The sequence below is a fragment of the Enterobacter sp. 04-C-12-SI-ECC genome, assembly GCF_047530715.1.
Lineage (GTDB): Bacteria > Pseudomonadota > Gammaproteobacteria > Enterobacterales > Enterobacteriaceae > Enterobacter > Enterobacter bugandensis.
Genome location: NZ_JBLKDI010000004.1, coordinates 163,674 through 178,043, shown reverse-complemented (window position 1 = coordinate 178,043; position 14,370 = coordinate 163,674). Strand labels below are relative to the sequence as shown.

The 14,370-nt window shown below is 54.5% G+C and carries 19 protein-coding genes; 10 read left to right on the top strand and 9 right to left on the bottom strand.

The genetic code is table 11. From position 1 onward, the window contains the following. Positions 1-6: 6 nt before the first annotated feature. Genes rpoN through ACMWL8_RS09275 form a run of 7 tightly spaced genes read right to left on the bottom strand, consistent with a single transcriptional unit; the run spans position 7 to position 5,873 of the window. Positions 7-1,440 carry an RNA polymerase factor sigma-54 gene (gene rpoN / locus ACMWL8_RS09305; RefSeq protein ID WP_028014571.1) on the bottom strand — a complete coding sequence of 478 codons (1,434 nt, stop codon included), beginning with the start codon at positions 1,438-1,440 and terminating at the stop codon, positions 7-9. A gap of 47 nt (positions 1,441-1,487) precedes the next feature. Continuing rightward, complete coding sequence (gene lptB, locus ACMWL8_RS09300) at positions 1,488-2,213, bottom strand: LPS export ABC transporter ATP-binding protein (protein ID WP_028014570.1); 726 nt, start codon at positions 2,211-2,213, stop codon at positions 1,488-1,490. A 6-nt stretch (positions 2,214-2,219) separates the two neighbouring features. Beyond that, a complete protein-coding gene (gene lptA / locus ACMWL8_RS09295) occupies positions 2,220-2,774 on the bottom strand; it encodes a lipopolysaccharide ABC transporter substrate-binding protein LptA (protein WP_028014569.1) in 555 nt (184 codons plus the stop codon). Next, a complete protein-coding gene (lptC, locus tag ACMWL8_RS09290; protein ID WP_028014568.1) occupies positions 2,743-3,318 on the bottom strand; it encodes an LPS export ABC transporter periplasmic protein LptC in 576 nt (191 codons plus the stop codon). The genes lptA and lptC overlap by 32 nt, the downstream gene beginning before the upstream one ends. Continuing rightward, positions 3,315-3,881 carry a 3-deoxy-manno-octulosonate-8-phosphatase KdsC gene (gene kdsC, locus ACMWL8_RS09285; protein WP_025756695.1) on the bottom strand — a complete coding sequence of 189 codons (567 nt, stop codon included), beginning with the start codon at positions 3,879-3,881 and terminating at the stop codon, positions 3,315-3,317. The genes lptC and kdsC overlap by 4 nt, the downstream gene beginning before the upstream one ends. 14 nt (positions 3,882-3,895) lie before the next feature. Beyond that, positions 3,896-4,882 (bottom strand): arabinose-5-phosphate isomerase KdsD, encoded by a 987-nt coding sequence (gene kdsD, locus ACMWL8_RS09280; RefSeq protein WP_028014567.1) that lies wholly within the window; start codon positions 4,880-4,882, stop codon positions 3,896-3,898. Positions 4,883-4,895: 13 nt separating this feature from the next. Beyond that, positions 4,896-5,873 carry a calcium/sodium antiporter gene (locus tag ACMWL8_RS09275; protein ID WP_028014566.1) on the bottom strand — a complete coding sequence of 326 codons (978 nt, stop codon included), beginning with the start codon at positions 5,871-5,873 and terminating at the stop codon, positions 4,896-4,898. A 227-nt stretch (positions 5,874-6,100) separates the two neighbouring features. Here ACMWL8_RS09275 and mlaF point away from each other — a divergent pair, with 227 nt between their 5' ends. From mlaF to murA, 7 genes are all read left to right on the top strand, one after another. After that, a complete protein-coding gene (gene mlaF, locus ACMWL8_RS09270) occupies positions 6,101-6,913 on the top strand; it encodes a phospholipid ABC transporter ATP-binding protein MlaF (protein WP_028014565.1) in 813 nt (270 codons plus the stop codon). A 7-nt stretch (positions 6,914-6,920) separates the two neighbouring features. Continuing rightward, complete coding sequence (gene mlaE, locus ACMWL8_RS09265; protein WP_028014564.1) at positions 6,921-7,703, top strand: lipid asymmetry maintenance ABC transporter permease subunit MlaE; 783 nt, start codon at positions 6,921-6,923, stop codon at positions 7,701-7,703. A 4-nt stretch (positions 7,704-7,707) separates the two neighbouring features. After that, positions 7,708-8,256 (top strand): outer membrane lipid asymmetry maintenance protein MlaD, encoded by a 549-nt coding sequence (gene mlaD, locus ACMWL8_RS09260; RefSeq protein WP_041911946.1) that lies wholly within the window; start codon positions 7,708-7,710, stop codon positions 8,254-8,256. Positions 8,257-8,273: 17 nt separating this feature from the next. Then, entirely contained in the window at positions 8,274-8,909 is a 636-nt protein-coding gene (gene mlaC / locus ACMWL8_RS09255; RefSeq protein ID WP_028014562.1) for a phospholipid-binding protein MlaC, read from the top strand. Continuing rightward, on the top strand, positions 8,909-9,202 hold the full coding sequence (gene mlaB, locus ACMWL8_RS09250; protein WP_028014561.1) for a lipid asymmetry maintenance protein MlaB: 294 nt from the start codon (positions 8,909-8,911) through the stop codon (positions 9,200-9,202). Before mlaC ends, mlaB begins: the two co-directional genes overlap by 1 nt. A gap of 126 nt (positions 9,203-9,328) precedes the next feature. Continuing rightward, a complete protein-coding gene (gene ibaG / locus ACMWL8_RS09245) occupies positions 9,329-9,583 on the top strand; it encodes a BolA family iron metabolism protein IbaG (protein WP_008501458.1) in 255 nt (84 codons plus the stop codon). A 50-nt stretch (positions 9,584-9,633) separates the two neighbouring features. Then, on the top strand, positions 9,634-10,893 hold the full coding sequence (gene murA / locus ACMWL8_RS09240; RefSeq protein ID WP_028014560.1) for a UDP-N-acetylglucosamine 1-carboxyvinyltransferase: 1,260 nt from the start codon (positions 9,634-9,636) through the stop codon (positions 10,891-10,893). A gap of 61 nt (positions 10,894-10,954) precedes the next feature. On the opposite strand, the gene sfsB is transcribed toward murA, so the two are convergent. Both sfsB and ispB read right to left on the bottom strand, forming a co-directional pair. After that, positions 10,955-11,242 (bottom strand): DNA-binding transcriptional regulator SfsB, encoded by a 288-nt coding sequence (sfsB, locus tag ACMWL8_RS09235; RefSeq protein ID WP_028014559.1) that lies wholly within the window; start codon positions 11,240-11,242, stop codon positions 10,955-10,957. 230 nt (positions 11,243-11,472) lie between these two features. After that, positions 11,473-12,444, bottom strand: a complete 972-nt coding sequence (ispB, locus tag ACMWL8_RS09230; protein ID WP_045260467.1) for an octaprenyl diphosphate synthase — start codon at positions 12,442-12,444, stop codon at positions 11,473-11,475. A 257-nt stretch (positions 12,445-12,701) separates the two neighbouring features. On the opposite strand from ispB, the gene rplU reads away from it, so the two are divergent. The 3 genes from rplU to ACMWL8_RS09215 all read left to right on the top strand — a co-directional run bounded on the left by rplU (position 12,702) and on the right by ACMWL8_RS09215 (position 14,339). After that, positions 12,702-13,013 carry a 50S ribosomal protein L21 gene (gene rplU / locus ACMWL8_RS09225; RefSeq protein ID WP_003025032.1) on the top strand — a complete coding sequence of 104 codons (312 nt, stop codon included), beginning with the start codon at positions 12,702-12,704 and terminating at the stop codon, positions 13,011-13,013. A gap of 19 nt (positions 13,014-13,032) precedes the next feature. Continuing rightward, on the top strand, positions 13,033-13,290 hold the full coding sequence (gene rpmA / locus ACMWL8_RS09220) for a 50S ribosomal protein L27 (RefSeq protein ID WP_004385076.1): 258 nt from the start codon (positions 13,033-13,035) through the stop codon (positions 13,288-13,290). Positions 13,291-13,385: 95 nt separating this feature from the next. Continuing rightward, a complete protein-coding gene (locus ACMWL8_RS09215; protein ID WP_045260468.1) occupies positions 13,386-14,339 on the top strand; it encodes a DMT family transporter in 954 nt (317 codons plus the stop codon). Positions 14,340-14,370: the final 31 nt, after the last annotated feature.

Sequence of the window (14,370 nt, the reverse complement as noted above, 5' to 3'; positions counted from 1 at the left end):
GTTGTGTCAGACCAACTGTTTACGCTGGTTAGACGGCGGAATGGATAAAGACTCTCGATACTTCGCAACAGTACGACGTGCCACCATAATACCCTGATCGGACAGCATGGTGGTCAACTTACTGTCACTTAGTGGCTTCGCGGGGTTCTCCGCGGCGATCAACTTCTTCACCAGGGCGCGAATCGCCGTTGAGGAGGCTTCGCCGCCACCCTCGGTGTTCACGTGGCTGGAGAAGAAATACTTAAGCTCAAAAATACCGCGCGGACTGTGCAGATACTTCTGCGTAGTAACGCGGGAAATAGTGGATTCATGCATCTCGACGGCCTGGGCGATATCCGCCAGCACCATCGGCTTCATATACTCTTCGCCCTGCTCAAAGAAGGCCTGCTGCTGTTCGACGATGCAGCGGCTCACGCGTAGCAGGGTATCATTCCGGCTCTCCAGGCTCTTGATCAGCCATCGCGCTTCCTGAAGATTGCTGCGAATATATTGATTGTCGGAGTCGTTGCGCGCGCTGGTACACATGGAGGCGTATTGCTGGTTGATTTGCAGGCGAGGGATGCTGTCAGAGTTCAGTTCAACGACCCAGCGGTCATTGTGTTTTCTGACCAGCACGTCCGGGATAACGTACTCGGGTTCGCTGGTCTGGATCGACTGACCGGGACGCGGATCGAGGGACTGGATCAGATTTACCGCCTCTTTCAGCACCTCTTCCTTCAGGCGCGTCACGCGCATCAGGGTGCGGAAATCGTGGTTAGCCAGAAGATCCAGATGATCGCTGATGATTAAGCGAGCCTCATCGAGCCACGGCGTCTCTTTGCTGAACTGAGAAAGCTGGATCAGCAGACAGTCACGCAGGTCCTTCGCGGCCACCCCGACCGGATCGAAGCGCTGAATGCGTTTCAGTACCGCTTCAATCTCCTCAATCTCAATCTCTTCATCGCCCATGCTTTCCAGAATGTCGTCCAGCGTGACGGTCAAATAACCGGTGTCATCAACGGCGTCGACAATCGACGTGGCAATAGCGCGGTCGGTATCGGAGAAGGGGGTAAGCTCTACCTGCCACATCAGGTAATCCTGCAGCGACTGGGTGGTTTCGCCCTGGTAGACCGGTAGCTCGTCGTCCTGGTAGTCTGCACGCGTGCCGGAAGGGGTCCCGGCGGTATAGATTTCATCCCAGCTGGCATCCAGCGGAAGCTCGTCCGGCATCTCTTTTTGTTCGAGTGCATCCGCGGTGTCGAGCGCTTCTGTGTCCTGTGACTGCTGGGTATCTACCTCGTCATGAAGATCGGCTTGCTCCAGCAGGGGATTGCTGTCCAGCGCCTGCTGGAGCTCCTGCTGGAGTTCTAAGGTGGACAGTTGCAACAGACGAATTGCCTGCTGTAACTGCGGCGTCATCGCCAGCTGTTGGCTGAGCCTTAATTGCAAACCTTGCTTCATGTTCAGAGCATTTTTCTCCGGTTCGGCGTTACGTTACCTCTACCCTATCAGAGTCTGAAGTCTTCCCCAAGATAGACGCGCTTAACATGATCGTCTTCGAGGATCTGCTGCGGCGTACCGTGAGCGATCAGATTGCCCTGGCTCACGATATACGCACGTTCACATACCGCCAGCGTTTCACGAACGTTGTGGTCTGTGATCAGCACGCCAAGTCCGCTGTCACGCAGATGCTCGATAATGCGTTTAATGTCGATAACGGAGATCGGGTCAACGCCCGCAAACGGTTCATCCAGAAGGATAAACTTCGGATTGGCGGCCAGCGCGCGCGCAATCTCAACACGCCGGCGTTCCCCCCCGGACAAGGCCTGGCCCAGGCTGTCGCGCAGGTGTTCGATATGAAACTCTTCCATCAGCTCGTTGGCGCGATCCTGACGCTGTTCGTTGGTCAGGTCGTCGCGAATTTGCAGGACTGCCATCAGGTTATCAAAAACGCTCAGACGACGGAAAATAGAAGCTTCCTGCGGCAGATAGCCGATGCCACGGCGCGCGCGCGCGTGCAGCGGCAGCAGGCTGATATCTTCATCGTCGATGATGATGTTGCCGGCATCGCGCGGGACAATACCCACCACCATGTAGAAGGTGGTGGTTTTACCCGCACCGTTCGGGCCAAGCAGGCCCACAATTTCACCGGAGTTGACGGTCAGACTGACATCTTCTACGACACGGCGGCCCTTATAGGCCTTCGCGAGATTTTTTGCAGTTAATGTTGCCATAGCGAATTAGTTACTCTTCTTCTGTGCCGGGGCCTGGCCCTTGCCTTTGTCCTGCAGCTGCGACGGAACCAGCACGGTGGTTACGCGTTTGCCTTTCTCGCTGGAGGCCTGCATTTTTTGCTCTTTCACCAGATAGGTAATCTGGTCACCGGTAATATTGCTGTCCAGCTGTTCCAGATACGCGTTTCCGGTCAGGATGACCAGGTCCTTCGCCAACTCATAGTGCATATGCGAGGCGTGGCCCTTCACCGGCTTGCCGTTGTCCTGCATCTGGTAGAAGGTGGCCGGGTTGCCGTAACCATCAATGATCTCTTTGCCCTGCTCGCCGCCCGGACGGGTAACGACCACTTTATCGGCGTTAATTTTGATGGTCCCCTGAGTCATGACGACGTTACCCGTGAAGGTGACGACGTTACCCTGCATATCGAGAGACTGGGTGTCGGACTCGATATGGATCGGCTGGTCGGTATCGCCCGTTACAGCAAGCGCGGGGAGACTGGCCGCCAGCATCGCGCTGGCGATAATTACTTTAAGGCTGAGTTTGTTTGTTTTGAATTTCATAGGAGGTTCTAACCTTTTCAATCAGCTCGGCGTTCTTGCTGCGTAAGTTCCCGCGCATTCTTAAACCGCTGGAATTAAATGTTGTGCCATACAGTGTGACCAGATCCTGCGACGTCACGTCCTGGGTTACCAGGTTGATCTGGGCATTATCCGTCGTAATTTTTCGCAGTTGCGAGTCAGCGGTCAGGGCGTTGACTTCAACGTGGCCATACAGATAAAGCATACGATCATTTGTCAGTTTGGCCCGATCTGACTTAATTGACCACGTCGGCACTTTGTCTTTATCGAAAGTGGTCATGACAGGTTGGGTAAACCACGAAACGCCGTCATCGGAAAAGTATTCAACGTGCTGGGCAATCAGGCGATAATTCAGCGCACCTTCCGGGCTATAGACCACGGTGTCACTGTGATCGCTTTTATAGGTTGGATCGTTATTGTTGACGACTTCCGTTTGCGTATCGTCGCGATCGGCAAGGTTCACGCCAATCAATACCAGTGCGACAAGCGAAAGCAGAATGATAACCCAACGTCTGGTTTTACTCATATCGATTGCCCTTTGGCTTCATCAAGCTTGCCCTGCGCCAGCAGAAGCAGATCGCAGACTTCACGGACGGCACCCCGGCCACCGTTGATGTGGGTAACGTAGTCAGCGCGCGGGATTAACAGCGGATGAGCATCAGCAACCGCGATGCTGAGACCGACTTCAGCCATCACAGGCCAGTCAATCAGGTCGTCCCCGACGTAGGCCACGTTTTCCGGTGCGATAGCCAGTTTACCCAGTAAATCATTGAACGCTGCCATCTTATCGGATTGACCCTGGTAAAGATGGGTAATGCCTAAGGTTTCACAGCGGTCTTCTACCAGTTTAGCTTTTCGTCCGGTGATGATAGCAACCTCGATACCCGAGGTGAGCGCACAGCGGATACCGTAGCCGTCGCGAACGTTAAACGCTTTCAGCTCTTCACCATTATTGCCCATGTAAATCAGGCCATCGGAAAGTACGCCATCCACATCCAGAATGAGCAGACGAATATTTTCCGCCTTTGCCATCATCTGGGTACTGACCGGACCATAACAGGTTGCAAGGGATGCACCCGCATTACTCATTGTCTTATCCTTTATTACACTACGCCAGCGCGCAGCAGATCATGCATATGTACCACACCCAGCAACTGGTCGCCATCGGCAACCATAACGGAGGTGATATGGCGGGACTGCATCAGGTTCAGCACATCCACGGCCAGCGTTCCCGGACGCACGCGAATGCCGCCGGGCGTCATCACATCGGCAATGCCGAGCGTGCGGACATCTACACCCATGTCGAACACGCGACGCAGGTCGCCATCGGTGAAGATCCCCTGAATTTTCATCAGATCGTCGCACACGACCGTCATACCCAAATTCTTACGGGTGATTTCCAGCAGCGCATCACGCAGGGAGGCTTCTTTGCTGACGTGAGGGATCTCATCCCCGGTGTGCATAATATCGTTTACCCGCAGCAGCAGCTTGCGCCCCAGCGCGCCGCCCGGATGGGAGAGCGCGAAATCTTCCGGCGTAAAACCGCGGGCTTCAAGCAGCGCGACGGCAAGCGCATCACCCATGACCAGCGCGGCGGTGGTGCTGGACGTTGGCGCCAGGCCGAGCGGGCAGGCCTCTTTCGGTACTTTAACGCACAGATGAATATCGGCCGCACGCGCCATGCTACTTTCCGGACGGCTGGTCATGCAAATCAGCGGCACCTGCAGACGCTTCAGTACGGGGATCAATGCCAGAATTTCATTGGACTCACCGGAGTTGGACAGCGCGATAACGACATCCTGCGGCGTGACCATCCCCAGGTCGCCGTGCGCGGCTTCCCCCGGGTGTACAAAGAAGGACGAGGTTCCGGTGCTGGCAAACGTTGCCGCCATTTTGCGCCCAATGTGGCCGGACTTGCCCATCCCCATCACCACGACTTTCCCGGCACAGTAGAATATCTTCTCACATGCCAGACTAAAATCCTGATTAATGTACTGATCTAACTGCGCCAGACCTTCACGTTCAATCTCCAGAACCTCTTTGCCTGCTTTCTGAAAGTCAAAACCCGGCTGCAATTCTATTTGCGACATAATGCGTTTCCGTTTACCCAGAGAGAAGAGGCGAGAGCCAGTACAGCATCGCCATCCATACGATAAATCCACCCGTCAGCAGCGCGCCTGCGCCTTTGCCGATCTGGCGTTGCCGCCGCCAGCAGAGCAGGGCAAATATCACGCTGACCAGCAACATCACCCCGTAATCGCGTGAAAACGCCAGAGGATTAAACGGCCCCGGCGTAATCAGAGCCGGCAGGCCCATGACAATCGCGATATTAAATATGTTGGAGCCGATGATATTACCAATGGCGATGTCATCTTCCCCTTTACGCGCCCCCGCAATGGCGGTGGCCAGCTCCGGCAGGCTGGTGCCGATAGCAATAACCGTCAGGCCAATCGTCAGTTCGCTCATGGCGAAATAGTTCGCCAGTACCGTCGCGTTATCCACGACCATGCGCGTTGCCATCGGCATTATAATCAGCGCAACGCCAAGCCAGAGGAGGGCGACCGGCAGCGTGCCTTCCCGCGGGAGTTCGGCAACCTGTTCACGCGTCAGGCTATCCTGACCCTGTTTTTCCGCCTGGCGGGCAATTTTAACACTATACAGTAACCAGATGACGGCCAACGCCAGCAGGAAAATGCCGTCGCTATAGCTCAGTACGCCATCATAAAATACGCACCCTGCCAGCAGGCTTACGACTAACATTAGCGGCAATTCACGGCGCAGAACATCAGAATGCACGCGAAATGGATGGAGCAGTGCCGCAAGGCCTAAAATCAGTAATATATTGACGATGTTAGAGCCAATCGCGGTGCCAATTGCCAGGTCTAACTGACCATGCAGCGACGCCGAGACGGAGACGATGATTTCAGGAAGTGACGTGCCAACGCTGACCACGGTCATCCCGATGACTACAGGCGGTACACCCGTCAGGCGACACAGGATAGATGCAGCAAAGACTAAACGGTCAGCACTGTAGACCACTAACAGTAAACCAATGATTAACAGTGCTGTTGCTAAAAGCATCAAAAGTCCTTTCTTCAGGTATACTTGTCGGTCCATCGCGCGGGAATGGCTGGACTGCATACGGTCTGAGGCGTAACGAATTCCTAATTTTGACTTTATGCGCCGGAAAAGTAAAACAAATGCCAGCTTTCGCTAACCTCAACGGCTAATATTCTGTAAAAATGCGGGGTTAAGGGCTGATTCAGGCTGCACGTCTTAACGTGAGCAGGGTAAGAAAGGAACTATAAATGAGCCAAACGATGGCGAATATCGTCGATGTCCGCGGTGTGAGTTTTTCTCGCGGCAATCGACTGATATTCGATGATATTTCGTTGACCGTACCGCGTGGCAAAATCACCGCCATCATGGGGCCGTCCGGGATCGGTAAAACGACCCTCCTGCGCCTTATTGGTGGTCAGATCCCACCGGATAGCGGTGAAATCCTCTTCGATGGCGAAAACGTCCCGGAGATGTCGCGCTCTCGCCTGTATACTGTCCGCAAACGTATGAGTATGCTCTTTCAGTCGGGGGCGTTGTTCACCGACATGAACGTCTTTGATAACGTGGCCTATCCGCTGCGCGAGCATACTAGCCTGCCGCCTGAGCTGCTGAAAAGCACGGTGATGATGAAGCTTGAAGCTGTGGGGTTGCGGGGAGCCGCGAAGCTAATGCCTTCGGAGCTGTCCGGCGGGATGGCGCGCCGCGCCGCGCTGGCGCGAGCCATTGCATTAGAGCCCGATTTAATCATGTTCGACGAACCGTTCGTCGGGCAGGATCCCATCACGATGGGCGTGCTGGTAAAGCTCATCTCTGAACTGAACAGCGCGCTCGGCGTCACCTGTATCGTGGTGTCTCACGATGTACCGGAAGTGTTGAGCATTGCCGATTACGCCTATATCGTGGCGGACAAAAAGATCGTTGCACACGGTAGCGCCCAGGCGCTGCAGGAAAATTGCGATCCACGCGTGCGGCAGTTCCTCGACGGTATTGCTGACGGACCCGTACCGTTCCGCTACCCGGCGGGCGATTATCGTGACGATTTACTGGGAATAGGGAGTTAAGCCACTCATGCTGTTAAATGCGTTGGCCGCTCTCGGACACCGTGGCATAAAAACCATCAGGACGTTCGGGCGTGCCGGATTGATGTTATTCAACGCGCTGGTCGGCAAGCCGGAGTTTAGCAAGCACGCCCCTCTGCTGGTGCGTCAGCTTTATAATGTCGGCGTTCTGTCGATGCTCATCATTATTGTTTCCGGTCTGTTTATCGGCATGGTGCTGGGGCTGCAGGGCTACCTTGTTCTGACAACCTACAGTGCGGAAACCAGCCTCGGAATGCTGGTGGCGCTTTCGCTGCTGCGCGAATTGGGTCCGGTTGTGGCGGCACTGCTGTTTGCCGGACGCGCTGGGTCGGCATTAACGGCTGAGATTGGCCTGATGCGTGCGACCGAGCAGCTCTCCAGCATGGAAATGATGGCAGTCGATCCGCTGCGTCGCGTGATCTCGCCGCGTTTCTGGGCGGGGGTGATCTCGCTCCCGCTACTGACTATTCTGTTTGTCGCCGTGGGGATCTGGGGCGGTTCGCTGGTTGGGGTCCACTGGAAAGGCATCGATGCCGGCTTCTTCTGGTCCGCGATGCAGGATGCCATCGACCTGCGAATGGATCTGGTTAACTGCCTGATTAAAAGCGTGGTGTTTGCCATTACGGTCACCTGGATTGCATTGTTCAATGGTTACGATGCCATCCCGACTTCGGCGGGCATTAGCCGTGCAACTACACGTACTGTCGTACATTCGTCGCTGGCCGTACTGGGCCTGGATTTTGTGCTCACCGCACTGATGTTTGGGAATTGAGTTCATGCAAACGAGAAAAAATGAAATTTGGGTCGGCGTTTTCCTGCTGCTGGCGCTGCTGGCGGCGCTGTTTATCTGCCTGAGAGCGGCGGATATCACCTCAGTACGCACCGAGCCGACGTATCGCATCTATGCCACGTTCGATAACATCGGCGGGCTGAAGGCGCGTTCACCGGTCCGCATTGGCGGCGTGGTGATCGGCCGCGTATCTGACATTACGCTCGATGAGAAAACGTATCTGCCGCGCGTTGCGATGGATATCGAAGAACGTTACAACCACATTCCGGACACCAGCTCCCTTTCTATCCGTACTTCCGGCCTGCTGGGTGAACAATATCTGGCACTTAACGTCGGCTTTGAAGATCCTGAGCTGGGAACGACTATCCTTAAAGACGGTAGCGTTATCCAGGATACGAAGTCCGCGATGGTGCTGGAGGACATGATTGGTCAGTTCCTTTACAACAGTAAAGGGGATGATAAAAAGTCTGACGATGCCCCTGCGCAGAGTGAAGACCATACCAACGTTGCGCCGACCCCTGGTGCTGCGAATTAATTCAGGAGAAGTCATTCATGTTTAAACGACTGTTAATGGTTGCCATGCTGGTCATTGCCCCTCTCACTGCGGCACATGCTGCGGATCAGAGCAACCCGTACAAACTGATGGACGAAGCTGCGAAGAAAACCTTCGACCGTCTCAAAAACGAACAGCCAAAAATTCGCGCGAATCCTGACTATCTGCGTGACGTGGTTGACCAGGAACTGCTGCCGTATGTGCAGATCAAATATGCGGGAGCGTTGGTGCTCGGCCGCTATTACAAAGACGCCACCCCGGCGCAGCGTGAGGCCTATTTTGCCGCATTCCGTGAATACCTGAAGCAGGCTTACGGCCAGGCGCTGGCGATGTACCACGGTCAGACCTATCAGATCGCCCCGGAGCAGCCGCTGGGTGATGCGACCATCGTGCCTATTCGCGTAACGATCATCGATCCTAACGGCCGTCCGCCGGTGCGCCTGGATTTCCAGTGGCGTAAAAACAGCCAGACCGGCCACTGGCAGGCGTATGACATGATCGCCGAAGGCGTAAGCATGATCACCACCAAGCAGAACGAGTGGAGCGACCTGCTGCGCACCAAGGGCATTGATGGCCTGACCGCACAGCTGCAGTCCATTGCTCGTCAGAAAATTACCCTGGACGAGAAGAAGTAATGTCGCAGCAACTCCGCTGGTCGCGTGAAGGTGAGACGTTAAGGCTGTCCGGTGAGCTGGACCAGGATCTGCTGAACCCACTGTGGGATAAACGCCAGGAGGCGATGCAGGGCGTGACGCTTATCGACTTAACCGACGTCACGCGGGTGGATACGGCAGGCGTTGCGCTGCTCGCCCATCTGGTTGCCGTGGGCAAAAAGCAGGGAACAAGCGTCATGCTTCATGGCGCGAGTGACAATGTCGTTACCCTTGCGCAACTCTACAATCTGCCTCAGGACGTACTGCCTCGTTAATATTTTCAGTGCGTTACTTCCGAAAGCCCTGACAGTTTCATCGTCGGGGCTTTTTGCTTGTTTAAGACGACGCCACTTTGCTCTAAGATGTTGGGCTTGTTTTCACTATCAGATGATTAAGAGCCCATGGAAAATCATGAAATCCAGACAGTGCTGATGAATGCACTCTCCCTTCAGGAAGCCCACGTCACTGGCGATGGCAGTCACTTCCAGGTTATTGCTGTGGGTGAGATGTTCGACGGTATGAGCCGTGTGAAGAAGCAGCAGGCTGTGTACGCGCCGCTGATGGAATATATTGCGGATAACCGCATCCACGCCCTGTCGATTAAAGCGTTCACCCCGCAAGAGTGGGCACGCGATCGCAAACTAAACGGTTTTTGAGCTGAGGGCGACAGGCCCGCAGCACGGTTGAATTTATAAGAGAGCACACAATGGATAAATTTCGTGTACAGGGGCCAACGCGTCTCCAGGGCGAAGTCACAATTTCTGGCGCGAAGAACGCCGCGCTGCCAATCCTCTTTGCTGCGCTGCTCGCGGAAGAGCCGGTAGAAATTCAGAACGTACCGAAGCTGAAAGATATCGACACGACCATGAAGTTGCTCACCCAGTTGGGCACTAAAGTTGAGCGCAACGGTTCCGTCTGGATCGACGCCAGCAACGTGAACAACTTCTCTGCGCCTTACGATCTGGTTAAAACCATGCGTGCATCTATCTGGGCGCTTGGCCCGCTGGTGGCACGTTTCGGTCAGGGTCAGGTTTCGCTGCCGGGCGGTTGCGCCATCGGCGCGCGTCCGGTTGACCTGCATATCTTTGGCCTGGAGAAACTGGGCGCAGAGATCAAGCTGGAAGAGGGTTACGTTAAGGCCTCCGTCAACGGTCGTCTGAAAGGCGCGCACATTGTCATGGACAAAGTGAGCGTAGGCGCTACCGTCACCATCATGTCTGCGGCAACGCTGGCAGAAGGTACCACCATCATCGAAAACGCCGCGCGCGAACCGGAGATCGTGGATACCGCCAATTTCCTCGTGGCGCTGGGCGCGAAGATTTCCGGCCAGGGTACCGACCGCATCACCATTGAAGGCGTTGAGCGTCTGGGCGGTGGTGTGTATCGCGTTCTGCCGGACCGTATCGAAACCGGCACCTTCCTGGTGGCTGCGGCGATCTCTGGCGGTAAGATTGTCTGCCGTAATGCACAGCCAGACACTCTGGATGCCGTTTTGGCGAAGCTGCGTGAAGCGGGTGCCGATGTCGAAACCGGTGAAGACTGGATCAGCCTCGACATGCACGGCAAGCGTCCTAAAGCGGTGACAGTGCGCACGGCTCCGCATCCGGCATTCCCGACCGATATGCAGGCACAGTTCACTCTGCTGAACCTGGTTGCCGAAGGAACCGGTGTGATTACCGAGACGATTTTCGAGAACCGTTTTATGCACGTACCGGAACTGATCCGTATGGGTGCACATGCTGAGATCGAAAGTAACACCGTGATTTGCCATGGCGTTGAGAAACTGTCCGGTGCTCAGGTAATGGCAACGGATCTGCGTGCGTCTGCAAGCCTGGTGCTGGCGGGCTGTATCGCGGAAGGCACAACGGTGGTTGATCGTATTTATCACATCGATCGTGGCTATGAACGTATTGAAGACAAACTGCGCGCGCTGGGTGCCAATATCGAGCGTGTGAAGGGCGAGTAATCGTTCCGGCAGCCCCCTGCCAGAAATGACCGGGGGGTTGCTATTCCTGTCAAAAAAACCGTTATCCCTGCGGTTCTGTTTTTGCTTTTCTCTGGCGCATCATGCGCGTTCTGTCGATAAATTCATGAGTAACAGGATCGTGATAACGTGAAGGCCAGATCACCCACGGGTGCGTTTCCAGCGCCGTCGCGATAATCAATTCTCCCTTTGGCCAGGGGCGGGTCAGGGCGTTGGCCAGGGTGGAAGAACTCAGACCATGGCGGCGGGACTCTGCTGCAAGTGACGTACCTCTTTTGCGCAGTGCCGCAATGATATCTGCCGTATGCCAGTCGATAAATTTCGTATCCATAACGCTGTCCTTAAGTTCGGATTCACCTACGCCGTTTCTTCTGAAACGACTGGCTTACTATACCCATTTCGACTTCTTGTTCTAAAAAGTTCGCGTTACTTGAAGGGATATTCAGAATAAGACATGGCTTTATTCATGCGGGCTCTAACCCGATTCATTTACATGAATGCGGAATTTACTGGTGCGTTTTTGAACCTCCCCGCGATGGATACGGGGAGGTGGGGGCAAGATTAACGGTCGCGTTGAACAGCGATGTGGGCAAGACCAATCAGAGCATCGCGCCATGGGCTGTCTGGAATAACCTGGAGAGCTTCGATGGCTTTGTCAGCCTCTTCTTCAGCACGCTGACGCGTCCATTCCAGCGAGCCGCAGATGGCCATCGTTTCCAGTACAGGTTCCAGAAGATGGCGACCATTTCCCTGTTCGATCGCCTCACGGATCATTTTCGCCTGGTCGGCCGTTCCGTGACGCATCGCGTGAAGCAGCGGCAGGGTCGGTTTGCCTTCGTTCAGGTCATCGCCAACGTTTTTGCCGAGCGTTTCGCCGTCCGCGCTGTAGTCCAGCAAATCATCAATCAGCTGGAAGGCAGTACCCAGGTAGCGCCCATAATCCTGCAGTCCTTTTTCCTGCGCCTCGGAACAGCCAGCCAGGATGCCGGAACACTGGGCTGCCGCTTCAAACAGGCGCGCTGTTTTGCTGTAGATAACGCGCATGTAGTTTTCTTCGGTGATATCAGGGTCATTGACGTTCATCAGCTGCAGCACTTCGCCTTCAGCGATGACGTTGACGGCTTCGGACATCACCTCGAGCACTTTCAGAGAACCCAGGCTGGTCATCATCTGGAAGGCGCGGGTATAGATAAAGTCCCCGACCAGAACGCTGGCGGCGTTCCCGAAGGCAGCGTTTGCCGTGGCCTTGCCACGACGCATATCGGATTCATCCACAACATCGTCATGCAGAAGCGTCGCGGTGTGAATAAATTCGATCAGCGCGGCGATCGTCACGTGGGCATTTCCCTGATAGCCAACGGCTCTGGCAGCCAGAATGGCAATCATCGGGCGAATGCGTTTACCGCCGCCGCTGACAATGTAATAGCCCAACTGATTGATCAGTTGAACGTCAGAGTTGAGTTGCTCCAGGATTGCTGCATTTACACCCGCCATATCTTGCGCGGTTAACTCGTTGATTTTTTCTAAATTCATCGCAAAAGCCGGGCTTTTTATCCTGTTGATCCCATCTTAAATGGGGTAACGAAGGGTTTCGGTTTATCAATAGTAGTGCTGATTGTACTGAAAAAACGGCTCAGATAAACGTTACCGTACGTGTTGTGTTTTTTTTCTTCATGTATTGACGGTAGCACTTGTCAAAGGCTCGCGTTTTGCGTAATATTCGCGCCCTATTGTGAATATTTATAGCGCACTCTGATTCATACGAGGACGTGCGCGGAAGCGGAGTTTATATGTACGCGGTTTTCCAAAGTGGTGGTAAACAACACCGAGTAAGCGAAGGTCAGACCGTTCGCCTGGAAAAGCTGGACATCGCAACTGGCGAATCTGTTGAGTTCGCAGAAGTTCTGATGATCGCAAACGGTGAAGAAGTCAAAATCGGCGTTCCTTTCGTTGATGGCGGCGTTATCAAAGCTGAAGTTGTTGCACACGGTCGTGGCGAGAAAGTTAAAATCGTTAAGTTTCGTCGTCGTAAACACTACCGTAAGCAGCAGGGCCACCGTCAGTGGTTCACTGATGTGAAAATTACTGGCATCAGCGCCTAAGACCTGAGGAGAGATTTAAATGGCACATAAAAAGGCTGGCGGCTCCACACGTAACGGTCGCGATTCAGAAGCTAAACGCCTGGGCGTTAAGCGTTTCGGTGGCGAATCCGTTCTGGCGGGTAGCATCATCGTTCGTCAACGTGGTACCAAATTCCACGCTGGCAACAACGTAGGTTGCGGTCGTGACCACACTCTGTTTGCTAAAGCAGACGGTAAAGTGAAATTTGAAGTTAAAGGCCCGAACAACCGTAAATACATCAGCATCGTTGCTGAGTAAGGTTTTCTCGGTCCGGTAACGGATTAAAGCCCCGCAACGTGTTGCGGGGCTTTTTACATTGGAAACCCGGAAAATTTTCTGTAGGGAAAACGGGCATGAAGCAGCAGGCCAGCATTGGTATTCTTTTGGCGCTCACGACCGCAATGTGCTGGGGTGCGCTGCCAATTGCAATGAAGCAGGTACTGGAAGTGATGGAGCCGCCTACGGTGGTCTTTTATCGCTTCCTGATGGCAAGCATTGGTCTCGGGACCATCCTTGCGGTTAAAGGCAAGCTTCCACCGCTACGGCTCTTCCGCAAACCTCGATGGCTGGTGTTACTGGCCATTGCGACGGGCGGTCTGTTCGGTAACTTTATCCTGTTCAGCTCTTCCCTGCAGTATTTGAGCCCTACGGCGTCTCAGGTGATTGGTCAGCTTTCGCCTGTCGGCATGATGGTCGCGAGCGTGTTCATCCTCAAAGAGAAGATGCGCGGGACGCAGATTATCGGGGCAAGCATGCTGCTATGCGGCCTGGTGATGTTCTTCAACACCAGCCTGATCGAGATTTTTACCCGGCTTACGGACTACACCTGGGGCGTGATCTTCGGCGTGGGTGCAGCAACGGTCTGGGTGAGCTATGGCGTCGCGCAAAAGGTGTTATTGCGTCGCCTGGCCTCACAGCAGATCCTTTTTTTGCTGTACACTTTGTGTACAGTGGCATTATTGCCGTTAGCGAAGCCGGGCGTTATTACCCAGCTGAGCGACTGGCAACTGGCGTGCCTCATTTTTTGTGGGCTTAACACGCTGGTCGGTTATGGCGCGCTGGCGGAAGCGATGGCGCGCTGGCAGGCAGCACAGGTGAGCGCATTGATCACGCTTACCCCGCTGTTTACGCTGTTATTTTCAGATTTGTTATCAATGGCCTGGCCCGATGTCTTCGTCAGACCGATGCTCAACCTGTTGGGCTATCTCGGTGCGTTTGTCGTGGTTGCGGGCGCGATGTATTCCGCCATTGGTCATCGTCTTTGGGGACGTTGGCGCAAAAATGAAGCGGTTGTATACCCAAAATAATTCGCGTTGCAGGAAGGCGGCAAGAGAGCGA

What these genes read in the sequence shown, in the direction of transcription:
- mlaE (WP_028014564.1), top strand. Translation starts at nt 6,921, where the DNA reads ATGCTGTTAAATGCGTTGGCCGCTCTCGGACACCGTGGCATAAAAACC.
- rpmA (WP_004385076.1), top strand. Translation starts at nt 13,033, where the DNA reads ATGGCACATAAAAAGGCTGGCGGCTCCACACGTAACGGTCGCGATTCA.
- mlaF (WP_028014565.1), top strand. Translation starts at nt 6,101, where the DNA reads ATGAGCCAAACGATGGCGAATATCGTCGATGTCCGCGGTGTGAGTTTT.
- ispB (WP_045260467.1), bottom strand. Translation starts at nt 12,444, where the DNA reads ATGAATTTAGAAAAAATCAACGAGTTAACCGCGCAAGATATGGCGGGT.
- mlaB (WP_028014561.1), top strand. Translation starts at nt 8,909, where the DNA reads ATGTCGCAGCAACTCCGCTGGTCGCGTGAAGGTGAGACGTTAAGGCTG.
- ACMWL8_RS09275 (WP_028014566.1), bottom strand. Translation starts at nt 5,873, where the DNA reads ATGCTTTTAGCAACAGCACTGTTAATCATTGGTTTACTGTTAGTGGTC.
- sfsB (WP_028014559.1), bottom strand. Translation starts at nt 11,242, where the DNA reads ATGGATACGAAATTTATCGACTGGCATACGGCAGATATCATTGCGGCA.
- ibaG (WP_008501458.1), top strand. Translation starts at nt 9,329, where the DNA reads ATGGAAAATCATGAAATCCAGACAGTGCTGATGAATGCACTCTCCCTT.
- murA (WP_028014560.1), top strand. Translation starts at nt 9,634, where the DNA reads ATGGATAAATTTCGTGTACAGGGGCCAACGCGTCTCCAGGGCGAAGTC.
- ACMWL8_RS09215 (WP_045260468.1), top strand. Translation starts at nt 13,386, where the DNA reads ATGAAGCAGCAGGCCAGCATTGGTATTCTTTTGGCGCTCACGACCGCA.
- rpoN (WP_028014571.1), bottom strand. Translation starts at nt 1,440, where the DNA reads ATGAAGCAAGGTTTGCAATTAAGGCTCAGCCAACAGCTGGCGATGACG.
- mlaC (WP_028014562.1), top strand. Translation starts at nt 8,274, where the DNA reads ATGTTTAAACGACTGTTAATGGTTGCCATGCTGGTCATTGCCCCTCTC.
- mlaD (WP_041911946.1), top strand. Translation starts at nt 7,708, where the DNA reads ATGCAAACGAGAAAAAATGAAATTTGGGTCGGCGTTTTCCTGCTGCTG.
- kdsC (WP_025756695.1), bottom strand. Translation starts at nt 3,881, where the DNA reads ATGAGTAATGCGGGTGCATCCCTTGCAACCTGTTATGGTCCGGTCAGT.
- lptB (WP_028014570.1), bottom strand. Translation starts at nt 2,213, where the DNA reads ATGGCAACATTAACTGCAAAAAATCTCGCGAAGGCCTATAAGGGCCGC.
- rplU (WP_003025032.1), top strand. Translation starts at nt 12,702, where the DNA reads ATGTACGCGGTTTTCCAAAGTGGTGGTAAACAACACCGAGTAAGCGAA.
- kdsD (WP_028014567.1), bottom strand. Translation starts at nt 4,882, where the DNA reads ATGTCGCAAATAGAATTGCAGCCGGGTTTTGACTTTCAGAAAGCAGGC.
- lptA (WP_028014569.1), bottom strand. Translation starts at nt 2,774, where the DNA reads ATGAAATTCAAAACAAACAAACTCAGCCTTAAAGTAATTATCGCCAGC.
- lptC (WP_028014568.1), bottom strand. Translation starts at nt 3,318, where the DNA reads ATGAGTAAAACCAGACGTTGGGTTATCATTCTGCTTTCGCTTGTCGCA.